At 62.4% G+C, this 12,762-nt stretch carries 12 protein-coding genes; 10 read left to right on the forward strand and 2 right to left on the reverse strand.

The genetic code is table 11. The features are described 5' to 3' along the window. Nucleotides 1-230: 230 nt before the first annotated feature. Entirely contained in the window at nt 231-1,073 is an 843-nt protein-coding gene (gene kdsA / locus E4656_RS03950) for a 3-deoxy-8-phosphooctulonate synthase (protein ID WP_135481355.1), read from the reverse strand. A gap of 159 nt (nt 1,074-1,232) precedes the next feature. Here kdsA and dinG point away from each other — a divergent pair, with 159 nt between their 5' ends. After that, nucleotides 1,233-3,377, forward strand: coding sequence for an ATP-dependent DNA helicase DinG (gene dinG, locus E4656_RS03955; protein ID WP_167855921.1), 2,145 nt, complete (start codon nt 1,233-1,235; stop codon nt 3,375-3,377). Nucleotides 3,378-3,380: 3 nt separating this feature from the next. Here dinG and E4656_RS03960 read toward each other — a convergent pair whose 3' ends face one another. Beyond that, nucleotides 3,381-3,914 carry a PilZ domain-containing protein gene (locus tag E4656_RS03960; RefSeq protein WP_135481358.1) on the reverse strand — a complete coding sequence of 178 codons (534 nt, stop codon included), beginning with the start codon at nt 3,912-3,914 and terminating at the stop codon, nt 3,381-3,383. Between the two features lie 104 nt (nt 3,915-4,018). On the opposite strand from E4656_RS03960, the gene E4656_RS03965 reads away from it, so the two are divergent. The 9 genes from E4656_RS03965 to murB all read left to right on the forward strand — a co-directional run bounded on the left by E4656_RS03965 (nt 4,019) and on the right by murB (nt 12,756). Beyond that, nucleotides 4,019-5,260: a lipoprotein-releasing ABC transporter permease subunit gene (locus E4656_RS03965; RefSeq protein ID WP_135481360.1), complete on the forward strand. Its 1,242-nt coding sequence runs from the start codon at nt 4,019-4,021 to the stop codon at nt 5,258-5,260. Continuing rightward, entirely contained in the window at nt 5,253-5,933 is a 681-nt protein-coding gene (locus E4656_RS03970) for an ABC transporter ATP-binding protein (protein ID WP_135481362.1), read from the forward strand. The genes E4656_RS03965 and E4656_RS03970 overlap by 8 nt, the downstream gene beginning before the upstream one ends. Nucleotides 5,934-6,104: 171 nt before the next feature. Then, a complete protein-coding gene (locus E4656_RS03975) occupies nt 6,105-8,315 on the forward strand; it encodes a ComEC/Rec2 family competence protein (protein WP_135481364.1) in 2,211 nt (736 codons plus the stop codon). Between the two features lie 18 nt (nt 8,316-8,333). Next, nucleotides 8,334-8,960: a MotA/TolQ/ExbB proton channel family protein gene (locus E4656_RS03980; RefSeq protein ID WP_205849087.1), complete on the forward strand. Its 627-nt coding sequence runs from the start codon at nt 8,334-8,336 to the stop codon at nt 8,958-8,960. Nucleotides 8,961-8,967: 7 nt separating this feature from the next. Then, nucleotides 8,968-9,390 (forward strand): ExbD/TolR family protein, encoded by a 423-nt coding sequence (locus E4656_RS03985; RefSeq protein ID WP_135481366.1) that lies wholly within the window; start codon nt 8,968-8,970, stop codon nt 9,388-9,390. An 18-nt stretch (nt 9,391-9,408) separates the two neighbouring features. Beyond that, nucleotides 9,409-10,422, forward strand: coding sequence for a tetraacyldisaccharide 4'-kinase (gene lpxK / locus E4656_RS03990; protein WP_135481367.1), 1,014 nt, complete (start codon nt 9,409-9,411; stop codon nt 10,420-10,422). A gap of 41 nt (nt 10,423-10,463) precedes the next feature. Then, a complete protein-coding gene (gene kdsB / locus E4656_RS03995; protein ID WP_135481369.1) occupies nt 10,464-11,228 on the forward strand; it encodes a 3-deoxy-manno-octulosonate cytidylyltransferase in 765 nt (254 codons plus the stop codon). Continuing rightward, nucleotides 11,225-11,755, forward strand: a complete 531-nt coding sequence (locus E4656_RS04000) for a low molecular weight protein-tyrosine-phosphatase (RefSeq protein WP_135481371.1) — start codon at nt 11,225-11,227, stop codon at nt 11,753-11,755. The genes kdsB and E4656_RS04000 overlap by 4 nt, the downstream gene beginning before the upstream one ends. After that, the gene (murB, locus tag E4656_RS04005; protein ID WP_135481373.1) at nt 11,752-12,756 is read left to right on the forward strand and encodes a UDP-N-acetylmuramate dehydrogenase; all 1,005 of its coding nucleotides are present in this window, start codon (nt 11,752-11,754) and stop codon (nt 12,754-12,756) included. The genes E4656_RS04000 and murB overlap by 4 nt, the downstream gene beginning before the upstream one ends. The last annotated feature ends 6 nt before the right edge of the window (nt 12,757-12,762 follow it).

Here is a 12,762-nt window from a genome sequence, read left to right on the forward strand (position 1 = left end):
CGTTGCTCGCTACAAATGAGGCACAGGCCCCTGTAGCGAAGCACGTGTAGTGAGGGACGCAAGTCCCGACTGAGGGGCGGCTGATGCCGCCATCGCGACTCGCGTTGCTCGCTACAAATGAGGCACAGGCCCCTGTAGCGAAGCACGTGTAGTGAGGGACGCAAGTCCCGACTGAGGGGCGACTGACACCGCCATCGCGACTCGCGTCGCTCGCTACAGAATTAGGTCCGTCAGCTAATGTGCAGGTCTTCAAACCCCTTGATCAGATCATCCAGCGCCTTCATCTGGCGCAGGAACGGCTTGAGCTGATCCAGCGGCAGGGCACAGGGACCGTCGCACCTGGCGTTGTCCGGGTCGGGGTGAGACTCCAGAAACAGCCCGGCAATCTTCTGTGACAACCCGGCCCGAGCCAGTTCGGTTACCTGCTGGCGACGCCCATCGGCCGAGTCACTGCGGCCGCCGGGTCGCTGCAGGGCATGGGTGACATCAAAGATCACCGGATAGTCGAACTGCTTCATGATGCCGAAGCCCAGCATGTCGACCACCAGATTGTTGTAACCGAAGGCACTGCCGCGCTCGCACAGAATCAGCTGGTCATTGCCAGCTTCCTCGCACTTGTGCAGGATGTGACGCATCTCCTCCGGGGCCAGAAACTGGGCCTTCTTGATATTGATCACGGCACCGGTGCGGGCCATGGCGACCACCAGATCGGTCTGCCGGGACAGAAAGGCCGGCAACTGGATGACATCGGCCACCTCGGCGGCCGGAGCGACCTGGTGCGGTTCATGCACATCGGTAATGACGGGCACCCCGAACTCGGCCTTCACATCGGCCAGAATGCGCAGCCCTTCCTCCAGGCCGGGGCCGCGAAACGAATGCATGGAAGACCGGTTGGCCTTGTCGAACGAGGCTTTGAACACATAGGGGATATCCAGTTCCGCGCAGACGGTCTTGTACTGCTCGGCCACGCGCAGCGCGAGGTCCCTGTTTTCCAGCACATTCATGCCACCAAACAGGGTGAAAGGCTGGTCATTGCTGACGGGGAGATTCTGTACCTTGATGGTTCTGGTCATTCGCTGAGCATCCTGTGCAGTTCAGTCGTGCGGGTTCATGTTGATCAACACCTGCACAGTGCCTGAGCGCCTTGTCCGGCCTGTTCCTGAACCTCGGCACAGGGGTCCCTGACATGGATTCCTGATACACTGTCGCACCGGTATCGATCAATGGCTCCTATGTTAACAGATCAACAGAAACAGCTCATTCAGAAGGCCTATCGGGATTATCTGGCCGCCCGGGAACTGCGTCCGCGCAGTGGTCAGCGGCACATGATCGCCCACATTGCCCGCCGCCTGGGCGGTGTTGCGCCTGAGGCGGCAGCAGAACCCGTTCCGGCCTCCACCGAAGAAGCCTCGGCGTCCGCAGAATCCGATACAGCCGTGGCCGACCGCATTGCGGTGGTGGAAGCGGGCACCGGCACAGGCAAGACGCTGGGCTACCTGATTCCGGCGCTGATTATCGCTGCCGAGGAGCGCAAGCAGGTGGTGCTGTCCACTGCCACCGTCGCCCTGCAGGGGCAACTGATGGACAAGGATCTGCCCGACCTGCAGGCCTATACCGACCTCTCGTTCGATTATGCCCTCGGCAAGGGCCGCGGCCGATTCTTCTGCGAGGTCAAAGCCGAGCAGGCGCGCGGCGAACTGGGCACAGAAGCCACTCTGTTTGATCGCGCTGCCGCCACCAGCCAGGCGCTGATGGAGCGCATTGACGGTCTGACCGAGGCCTTTGCCAGCAAGCAATGGAACGGCGACCTGGATGGTCTGGAAGAGCAGCCTGACCCGGCGCTGCGCCGGGCCATCACGGCAACCAGTTCGGACTGCCTCGGATCCCTGTGCAGCCGCTACAACGAGTGCCCCTATTTCAGTCACCGGCAGCGCCTGAAGGACGTGGATCTGCTGGTGGTCAATCATGATCTGGTGCTCAGCGATCTGGCGCTGGGCGGCGGCGTGGTGCTGCCGGACCCGGCAGATACGCTCTTCGTTTTCGACGAGGCGCACCATCTGCCCGAAAAGGCGCTGTCCCATTTCACCCTGCGACTCGAACTCAGTGCCTTCAGCCAGTTTATCGAGCAGGTCAATCGTCACGCCACCAAGATGGTGTCGGAGCTGCAGGCCTATGATGATCTGGGCGAAGGCCTGGCTGATCTGGAATTTCAGGCCCGTGAGACCCGGGACCAACTGCGTCAGATCAGCGCCATGCTGGATCTGGACTGGCAGGGGCAGGGCGGCGGGCGTCCCGGCTACTACCGCTTCCCGCTGGGGCAGGTGCCGGAGCCGCTGCGCGTGGCCCTGGTCGAGCTGACTCAGCACCTGAAGCCCATCATCGATTTTCTCAACCGCGCACAAAAGCTGATCAATCAGCAATTGCGGGCTGCCAATCCGCCGGCGGGACTGCCGGTGGTGCAGAGCTGGTCACAACAGATCGGCCAGGACCTGGAACTGGTGCAGGCCGCCATCGACCTGTCACGCCAGTATCAGCAGGCTGACGCCGACACGCCCAATGCGTTCTGGGTGGAGAAAGCCGAAGGCCGGGATGATCTGGCCCTGATGTGCAGCCCGTTTCTGGCCGGCGGAGTATTGAACCATTACCTCTGGAACCGGGCCTGGGGGGCTGTGCTGACATCCGCCACACTGAGTGTCGGTGGCGATTTCAGCCGCTTCCGGGTGCATTCCGGCATTCATGACGAGAGTGCTTATCTGCGTGTCGACAGTGCCTTTGACTATGCCCGCCAGGGCGTCATCTGGTTGCCTGGCAATGCAGCCAACGCCGGCCAGCAGGATCAGCACACCCGGGACCTGGTGTCCCGCCTGCCGACGCTGCTCACCGACCATGCGGCGACCCTGGTGCTGTTCTCTTCACGGGCGCAGATGGAATCGGTATACGAACAGCTGCCTTCCGCAGTGCGAGAGGCCATTCAGTGTCAGGGCCAGAAAAGCCGGGAAGCCATTATAGATACCCACCTGCAGCGCCTGGAGCAGGGCAGGAACAGTACCATCTTCGGGTTGGCGAGTTTCTCGGAGGGCATTGACCTGCCGGGCAAGGCGCTGACGCAGGTGATTATCGCCAAGTTGCCGTTCAGCGTGCCGGATGATCCACTGCAGTCGGCTTCGGCAGAATGGATAGAACAACGCGGCGGCAACCCCTTCATGCAACTGACGCTGCCCGAGGCCATTATCCGGCTGACGCAGGCCGTGGGCCGACTGATCCGGCAGGATGACGACGAGGGCAGGGTGGTCATTCTCGATGCCCGGGTGCGCACCGCGCGCTACGGCAGCCTGGTGCTGAATGCGCTGCCGCCGTTCCGGCGCGATTTCTCGTGATGCTCAGGTCCGGTGCGCCGTCTGCTGGGACAACAGATGCCGCGCCAGTTGCTGCCGCATGGGTTCGGGCATGTCCACAAAGGCGGCATGCAGGTTGTAGCCACCGGTGTCCGGCTCACAATTCACGATCTCGGCGCGCGGATAAATAGCCAGATAGGAAGGGGAAAATACCAGTGCCATGGCCACCCGGTCCCCGATCTTGTAGGCCTGGTGCGACCAGAAGCTCAGCCCGCCTTCACTGACGGTAATGGTCTGCGGGTCTTCATCAAGGCGGTCCAGTTGCTGGATCAGCAGATTCTGCCGGAACAGGTCGATTTTGCGGTTGAGTGCCCGCACATAGCGGCTCAGGGCTTTCTCATCCAGGTGCTCGCTCAGCTCCTTCAATTCCTGGTCGACTGCCGCCAGGGCGTTCTCGGCCGTGACATGGCGCAGTTGCGGGAAGTACTCCACCACACTGGGCCGGTCCTCGGCGAATGATGCGGTCAGCACCCAGGCGACATCTTCGATGCGGAAGTAGGCTCTGCGGTCGTATTCCATGGCGGGTCCTGCTGCTTTACCAGATGATGTCTTTACAGACAGAAAGGCCAGCCAGTAGACTGGCTGCCGTTTATCTCTTTCCTGAACTATAAGTGAACTTCCGGATGTTACAAAACCTTTCCGTTTTTATCGGACGACGGTACATCGGAGCCAAACGGCGCAATCACTTCATCTCTTTCATTTCCACGGTCTCCATGATTGGCCTTACCCTGGGGGTAATGGTACTGATCATCGTGCTTTCGGTCATGAATGGGTTCGAGCGTGAACTGCGCGAACGCATTCTTGGCATGGTGCCGCATGGCACAATATCCGGTGTGGAGCCGGTCGAGAACTGGGAGGCCCTGCGCGAGCAGGCGCTGGAACATCCCGAAGTGCGGGGTGCAGCACCCTACATCAGTGATACCTCCATGCTGATTTCACCCCGGCAGAGCCGTGGCGCTCTGGTCACGGGTACAGACCCGGCCTATATCGATGAGGTATCGATACTGCGCAATCACATGGTTTCGGGCAACCTGGACGATCTGACACCGGGGAACTGGAACATTGTGCTGGGGCAGTCCCTGGCGCGCCAACTGGGCGTGCAGGCGGGCGACCGCATCAATGTCATGGTGCCGGAAGTGTCGGTCAACATCATGGGTGTGCAGCCACGCTTCAAGCGTTTTACCGTTTCAGGCATTTTCCAGGTCGGCGCTCAGTTGGATGCGGATACCGCCTTTGTGCACATGGAGGACATGGCCACACTGAAGCGCATGCCGGGGGCTGTGCAAGGCATCCAGTTGTCGATGAATGATCTGTTCCAGGCGCCCCGTGTCACGCGGCAGCTGGCCATAGACATGCCCGGCCAGTACCAGTTCTCGGACTGGACGCGTACCCAGGGCAATCTGTTCCAGGCCATTCAGCTCGAGAAACGCATGGTGGGTCTGCTGCTGTTCATGATTGTGGCTGTGGCGGCTTTCAATATTGTGTCCAGCCTGATCATGCTGGTCACCGAGAAACAGTCCGATATCGCCATTTTGCGCACCATGGGCGCACGGCCCAGCCAGATCATGGGCATCTTCATGGTACAGGGCGGTGTGGTCGGCGTGGTCGGCGTGAGCATCGGCATCATACTGGGTATTCTCGGTGCCCTGACCATTGACCGCATTGTAGCCTTTGTCGAAAACCTGTTCGGCTTCCAGGTGCTGGACGGCAGCGTTTATTTCATCAGCTATCTGCCTTCTGAACTGCGCCTTGATGACGTGATCCTGGTGGCCTGTGTTTCGCTGGTGGCCAGCTTCCTGTCGACGCTGTATCCAGCGTGGCGGGCGTCCCGAACCCTGCCTGCGGAGGCCCTGCGCTATGAGTGAATCTGTGCTGTCATGCCGCGAGCTGACCAAGTCCTACCAGATCGGGCCTGAACCGGTATGGGTATTCGATGGTCTCAATCTGGACATTCAGGCCGGGGACATGGTGTCCATTGTCGGTACCAGCGGTGCCGGCAAATCAACCCTGTTGCATCTGATGGCAGGGCTGGATCTGCCCAGCAGCGGTGCGGTCACCGTCGATGGCGAGGATCTGAGCCGCATGAGCGAGCGTCGGCGCAGCCAGGTACGCAACGAGACGCTGGGCTTTGTGTTCCAGTTTCATCATCTGTTGCATGAATTCACCGCGCTGGACAACGTCCTGATGCCGACCCGCATTCGGCGCAAGCCCAATGCGCAGGATCGGGACTATGCACTCAGCCTGCTGGAAGGCGTGGGTGTGGCGCATCGCGCCGAGCACAAGCCTTCGGAGTTGTCGGGCGGCGAACGCCAACGCGTGGCCATTGCCCGGTCGCTGATGAACCGACCGCGTCTGGTGCTGATGGATGAACCGACCGGCAACCTGGACACCCAGACCTCCGGCCAGATTCAGGAGTTGATTCTGGGCCTCAACAAGACCGCCCAGTGCAGCTTTGTGGTGGTGACGCACAACCACGATCTTGCCGCCCGCATGCCCGTGCGCTATCGGCTGGAGCAGGGGCGTCTGGAGGCCTACTGAGGCGGTTGATACCGCTCAATCGGGACTTGCGTCCCTCGCTACCATGAGGCACAGCTCCCTGTCGGGACTTGCACTGCTCGCTACGAAAAAACCTATCCCTTGGGACTGCCCACCGAAACAGGGCCCCTTGATTTAGGCTCGGGGCTGTCTTGCTGGCTCAGGGAAGAGATCATGAAGCCGGATATCCATTCCTGGCGGGCCTCCTGGGGCATGGGTGGTTTTCTGCTTGGGGCGGCACTGCCGGTACTGTTCCAACCTGTCTGGTGGGCTATCGCTGCGCTGGCCGGCATTTTGGTATGGCGGTTGCGCTCGGACCTTGTTTGCGCTGCCCTGGTGGGCGTCCTGTGGACGCTGGGGGCGGTACACGGCAACGTCAGTCAGTTGCTCAGCGAACCCCGTGCGCTGGACCAGATGCCGCTGCAGATCGAACGCTGCTGGTCCTCGGACTGGTCAAGCCGCTGTCTGGTGAGACAACAGGGCGGTGGCCGCTACTACCTGAACTGGCGCACCGAGGGAACCCCAGAGCCCGGACAGACCGGTATGGCGACCGGGTCGCTGCGTCCCTGGCGAGCAACAGTCAGCCCCGGGCAGACTTCCTTTGCTCTCTGGATGCTGCGCCATCGTATTCAGGCACAGGGCCAAATAGACGACTTCGAGCAGACAGAACCCCGCGCGCTGAACCGCTGGTTGCTCAATCTGCGGGACCGGGTTCGTCAGCGCCCGGTATCGGGTCAGGCCAGAGGCTTCTACGAGGCCCTGGTGCTGGGTGATCGAGCTGCCATGGATGCGCAGGTCAGAGGGCAGGTTGCTCGCACCCAGACACAGCACCTGCTGGCCCTGTCCGGTTTGCATATCGGCAGCCTGGCCCTGTGGGCCTACTGGATAGCAGGCTGGGTCTGGCGCCTGCACCCGGTTGGTGTGCGCCAGGACTGGCAGAAACTGGCGGCACTGGTCATTGCTGGCGGCCTGCTCTGGCTCGCATTGCCGGCAGTGAGTCTGTGGCGGGCTTTTCTGATGGCGTTGCTGCCCGGACTGGCCTGGCTGTATCGCCGCCGTCTGGCGGCCCATCACCTGCTGCTGATCATCGGTTGTCTGATGGTCATCGGCGATCCGCTGCTGTGGCTGGACCTAGGTGCCTGGTTCAGTTGGTGGGCCACTCTGGTGCTGATCATGCTGGCACGCCATATCGGGCACTGGCCGGGCTGGCGGCAACTGGTCGGTATCCAGTTGAGCCTGTCACTGCTGCTGGTGCCGGTGCATGCGCTCTGGTCGTTGCCCCTGTTTCCCGCCGGCATGATGCTGAACCTGCTGCTGATTCCGCTGGTCAGCTTTGTGGCGTTGCCGCTGGCCTTTCTGGCCGCTCTCGGCGTGCCGCTGGCCGCAACCGGGTTTGGCCTGGCGGCCGACCTGTGGCGGCTGTTGCTGGTCCTGTTCGATCAGCCCTGGGCCTGGTTGCCGGTACTGGATCCGCTGCAAAGCCTGTTGCTGGCTGCGGGCTGTGCTCTGGGCCTGCTGGTTCGGGCCAGATGGATCTACTGGCTGCTGCTGATCGCGCTGGCCGGCAGTACCTTGTGGCACCAGAGCCGCGGGCCGGCGCTGGCTCTCGGGGAGTTTGAGCTCTGGGTGCTGGATGCCGGCCAGGGGCAGGCTGCCATAGTGGAAACTGCGGCTGGCCGGGTGGTCATGGATACCGGTACCGGGCCACCGGCAGCACTGAACCTGAGTCAGACCCTGTTGCGCTGGTTCTGGTGGCGCCCCCGCGGGGACTGGACCACGCTGGTGCTGTCGCGCCCGGGCCGGTTTACCGAGGGCGGCCTGGGGTCACTGGCCACCATGGGGTTCGCGCCCCAGCAGGCGTTCTCGGCCCGACCACCCAGGTTCTGGCCAGCCGACTGGTCGGAGCCTCGTTTTTGCGACCTGAATGTGCAGTGGCAGCAGGGCGGGGTGCAGTTCCGGTTTCTGCGTCCGCAGCCAGGCTATCAACCCGAGTCGACCACCGAAGGCGCCTGCATGCTTGAAGTGCGCAGCCCGCATGGGGCCGTGGTGATCTCCGGCGGGGCCGGGGCCACCACCGAGCATGGCCTGCTGTTGCGACAGCAACCGGCCCCGGTCGATGTGCTGGTCAGTAGTCGGGGCGGTACGGCGGCGGCCAATACCCGGGCCTGGCTGGAGGCGCTGCGGCCGCGCCGGGTGGTCCACAGTGCGCAGCGGAACCCTGCCGGTGAGGTTCAGGCCCGCATCGCCGCCGTGGAGGCGGAAGCTCATTGCACCTGTGGCCGGCACAGTTGGTGGTACCGGTTCACGGAATCGGGATTAATGGAGCAGAGCTATGGCCTAAGGTTGCTCCCATGGCTTAGAATCCCAGCGCATCAACATACTTAAAGCGCAGGGAGAATATCAGTGTTCGAGATCGTCAAGGCCGGTGGCTGGCTTATGGTCCCCATTATCATCTGTTCGATCCTCGCCATCGCCATCACTATCGAACGCTTCTGGGTGTTGCGGGCCGATCGGGTGGCCCCGCGCGACCTGCTGCCAGCAGTCTGGAAACAGTTGAAGGACAATCGCCTGTCGGCGGAGTACCTGAAGAACATGCGGCGTGAGACCTGGCTCGGCAGCATTCTGGCGGCGGGCCTGCAACAGAGCCGTATGGGCCGTGAAGCCATGAAGGACAGCGTGCAGCAGCAGGCCAGCCATGTGGCCCATGAGATGGAGCGTTTTCTGAACACCCTGGGCACCATTGCACTCATTTCGCCGCTGCTGGGGCTGCTGGGCACTGTACTGGGCATGATCGAGGTGTTTACCGCCATCATGCTGCAGGGCACCGGCAATGCCGGCGTGCTGGCCGGCGGTATTTCCCAGGCGCTTATTACCACGGCAGCGGGCCTGCTGGTGGCCATACCCGCCATGATCTTCTACCGGGCACTGCGCCGCCGCGTCGACACCATCCTGATCATGATGGAGCAGGACTGCGTCAAGCTGATCGATGCGCTGACGGCCGAACCCCAAAACGCCCAGTCCGGGCAATGAGGCAGTCATGAGTCTCAATTTCCGCCGTGCCCAGGAAGACGATGTCAGCATCAACCTGACGCCATTGATTGATGTGGTCTTTCTGTTGCTGATTTTCTTTATGGTGACGACCACCTTTACGCGTGAAACCCAGCTCGAGGTCGAATTGCCGCAGGTACAGTCGGAACAGGCTGTCACCGATAATTTCAGAGTCGATGTTGTCATTGATGCCAGTGGCAATATAGAGATCAATGGCGAAATGCTGATCAACAGCCAGGCAGATACGCTGCGCCGGGCGCTGGACACCGTGCTGGATGCCGGCAGTCAGCAGGTGGTGGTCATCACCACTGACCGGCAGACGCCGTCTCAGGCCCTGCTGACCGTAATGGATGTAGTCGGGCGCATGGGACACAGCCGGATTGCGTTTGCGGCCCAGATCGATGCAGACTGAAGCGCGAGTCTCCGCCCGATGAGCTGGCCGGCTCACTGGCAGCAGGTGACGCCACTGACGCGCCTGGCCCGCCCGCTGGCAGCTCTGTACGGACGCCTGTCCGCGCTTCATCAGCGCCAGTTGCTGCGCCGACGTCAGCCGTTGCCGGTGCCCGTTATCGTGGTCGGCAATATCGTGGTTGGCGGTACCGGCAAGACTCCCATGATCGGTTGGTTGGCCGATTGGCTGCGCGCTCAGGGGCACAATCCGGGCATCGTCAGCCGGGGCCATGGTGGTCGGGAGCGCGGTCCCAGCCTGGTACAGCAGCAGGACAGTGCGGCCCGGGTCGGCGATGAACCCCTGCTGTTGGCGCACCAGACCGGCTGCCCGGTCGCTGTCGGTCGGCGCCGTCCCGAGGCGGCGCGCCATCTGCTGCAGAAACACCCGGAAGTTGATGTGCTGATCAGTGATGACGGGCTGCAGCACCTGGCTCTGGACCGGCAATGCGAGCTCTGTCTGTTTGATGCAGAGGCAGGCTATGGTAATGGCGAATTGATCCCGGCCGGTCCCCTGCGGGAGCCGCTCAGCCGTCTGAACTCGGTGGACCTGGTGATCTGCAAGGGCAGCACCCGGGCCGCCGCCAGCAGCGCTCTGGCGCCCTGGCAGCCGTTGACCATGGCACTGCAACTTGGTGCTCTGCGAGCCTTGTCTCCGACGGCCAGCAGACCGGTCCCGACGCCAGCCAGTCAGACCGAGCCCGTGGTGGCCCTGTGCGGTATCGGGCAGCCAGAGTCCTTCTTCCGCCTGTTGCGGGCGGAGGGCTGGGCACTGGAGCCACTGGCGCTGTCGGATCACGGGGTGTTGTCACAACGACAACGCGCGGCCCTGCAGGGACGCACTGTGCTGATGACCAGCAAGGACGCGATCAAGCTGCAGGCAGACCCGTTGCCTTGCGCGGCCTATGAAGTACCATTGCAGGTGCAGTTCAGTCCGCTCGATCGGGAGCGCCTGGCGAGAACGCTGCAGCCAGTATTGAACCGACCGACTGCCTGACCGGTAGTCGCCAAGCCGATTGTTCCATTGAAGAGTCTCCGATGACAGCCAACTTGCCCGCTTTCAAGGTAGTGATCCCCGCCCGTTACGCCAGCAGCCGTCTGCCCGGCAAGCCATTGGCGGATATTCACGGTCGCCCCATGATCGCCTGGGTGGCAGATGCCGCTCGGCGCAGTCAGGCGGAGGAAGTCTGGGTGGCGACCGATGACCCGCGCATAGAGTCGGCGCTGCAGGCGATCGAGCTGCCCGTGGTGATGACTGCAGCAGACCATGAATCCGGTACCGATCGACTGGCCGAGGTGGCCAGGCTGCGCGGCTGGTCTGACGACACCATAGTGGTCAATGTGCAGGGTGATGAGCCTGGCATGCCCCCGACCCTGATCAATCAGGTTGCAGCATTGCTGGCGGCGCATCCGGAAGCCGGAGTGGCCTCGCTCTGTACCCCGATAGAGACCCTGACCGAATATCGCAACCCCAATGCCGTCAAGGTGGTCACAGCGGGCAACGGGCTGGCCCTTTATTTCAGTCGCGCCTCCGTGCCGTACCTGCGTGACAGTGCCGACACGGTTCCCGATCTGGCCCGGCGTCATCTGGGGATATATGCCTATCGGGCCGGGGCCCTGCAGGCCTTTACCGGCTGGTCGCCGTCACCGTTGGAGCAGACAGAGAAGCTGGAACAGTTGCGCTTTATGGAGCATGGCGTTGCGATCGCCATGGCCGAGGCCTGCGAGCCGCCACCCAGCGGAGTGGATACACCGGAAGATCTGGAGCAGATCCGCGGTCTGCTGAAGGGAGGTGTTGTGTGAAGCCTGTACGTGTGCTGTTTGTCTGCCTGGGCAATATCTGTCGTTCACCCACGGCCGAGGGCGTGTTCCGTGCGGCGGTGGCCCGGGCCGGCCTGTCAGATCGCATAGAGACAGATTCGGCCGGCACCGGTACCTGGCATGTGGGTAAACCGCCTGACTCCCGGGCGCGGGCTGAAGCCGCTGCGCGAGGCATTGAACTGGACGATCTGCGAGCACGCCAGGTGCAGACGGATGACTTCACCGCCTTCGACTATGTGTTGGCGATGGATAAACAGAATCTGCGGGATCTGGAAGCGCTTTACCGGGACAGCGGAGCTCAGGGGCAGGCTCCGGTGCTGTTTCTCGATTTTGCACCGCACCAGGCCCGACGTGAAGTGCCCGATCCCTACTACGGGGGTGAAGACGGTTTTCGCGATGTGTTTGATCTTTGTACCGAGGCGGCCGAAGGCCTGTTGAAGCACATCCAGGCACGCATGATGCAACAGCCAGGGTCCGACTCCTCGGAGCGCAGCGGGCCTGCCTTGTGATCCTGCATGATTTCAATCTCGGGCGGCTGCAGACCATGGCCTGTGCCAGTGTGGCGCAACACGCGGCCCCGGTTCGATCGCTGGCGGATCTGGAGCAGGCCCTGGCCTGGGCCAGTGAACACGATCAGCCGGTGCGCATCCTGGGGCAGGGCAGCAATGTGCTGGCGGCCGAACAGGTCGATGGCCTGACCCTGATCAATGAACTGTCCGGTCTGCAGGCTCTGGCCTGGGATGAAGACAGCGTGACGGTAGCGGTGGGCAGCGGTATCAACTGGCACTGGTGGGTGCGGTTCAGCAGCGCCCAGGGGTGGTATGGGTTGGAGAATCTGGCCCTGATTCCCGGTACGGTTGGTGCGGCGCCGGTACAGAATATCGGTGCCTATGGGGTAGAGGTGGAAAGCTTTATCGAGCACCTGGAAGCCGTCAGCCTGCATAGCGGAGAAATGCGTCAGTTTGCGCGCGCCGAATGTGCCTTCAGCTATCGGGATTCAGTGTTCAAACACGCCGAGGCGGGCCGCTGGTTTATCACCCAGGTAGTCTTCCGGCTACCGCGCCGGTTCCGTCCGGTGCTCACCTACGGACCTCTGCAGCGGCTTGTGCAGCCGACACCGAGGCAACTGATCGAACAGGTCTGTTCCGTACGACTGGAAAAGCTGCCGCAACCCCGGGCCGTCCCCAATGCGGGCAGTTTCTTCACCAACCCCATGGTTACCAGCAGCCATGCTGCGGCTTTGCAGGAGCGCCATCCTGATCTGCCCATGTTCAGGTCCGCTGATGGTCGCACCAAGCTGGCTGCAGGATGGCTGATCGATCAGGCTGGCTGGAAAGGCTGGCGTGATCCGGATAGCGGGGTGGGTACCTGGCATCAGCAGGCACTGGTGATCATCAATCCCCAGCGGCGTCCGCGCAGCGATGTGCTGGCAGTGGCGGGGCGCATTCAGGACGACATCGAGCAACGGTTTGGTGTGCGCCTGGAGCGGGAGCCCCGCCTGTTCGGCTGACTGTCG

The sequence above is a fragment of the Natronospirillum operosum genome (genome assembly GCF_004768465.1).
GTDB classification, from domain to species: domain Bacteria; phylum Pseudomonadota; class Gammaproteobacteria; order Pseudomonadales; family Natronospirillaceae; genus Natronospirillum; species Natronospirillum operosum.

Coding starts and splice junctions, on each gene's coding strand:
- kdsA (WP_135481355.1), bottom strand. CDS start 1,073: ATGACCAGAACCATCAAGGTACAGAATCTCCCCGTCAGCAATGACCAG.
- dinG (WP_167855921.1), top strand. CDS start 1,233: ATGTTAACAGATCAACAGAAACAGCTCATTCAGAAGGCCTATCGGGAT.
- E4656_RS03960 (WP_135481358.1), bottom strand. CDS start 3,914: ATGGAATACGACCGCAGAGCCTACTTCCGCATCGAAGATGTCGCCTGG.
- E4656_RS03965 (WP_135481360.1), top strand. CDS start 4,019: ATGTTACAAAACCTTTCCGTTTTTATCGGACGACGGTACATCGGAGCC.
- E4656_RS03970 (WP_135481362.1), top strand. CDS start 5,253: ATGAGTGAATCTGTGCTGTCATGCCGCGAGCTGACCAAGTCCTACCAG.
- E4656_RS03975 (WP_135481364.1), top strand. CDS start 6,105: ATGAAGCCGGATATCCATTCCTGGCGGGCCTCCTGGGGCATGGGTGGT.
- E4656_RS03985 (WP_135481366.1), top strand. CDS start 8,968: ATGAGTCTCAATTTCCGCCGTGCCCAGGAAGACGATGTCAGCATCAAC.
- lpxK (WP_135481367.1), top strand. CDS start 9,409: ATGAGCTGGCCGGCTCACTGGCAGCAGGTGACGCCACTGACGCGCCTG.
- kdsB (WP_135481369.1), top strand. CDS start 10,464: ATGACAGCCAACTTGCCCGCTTTCAAGGTAGTGATCCCCGCCCGTTAC.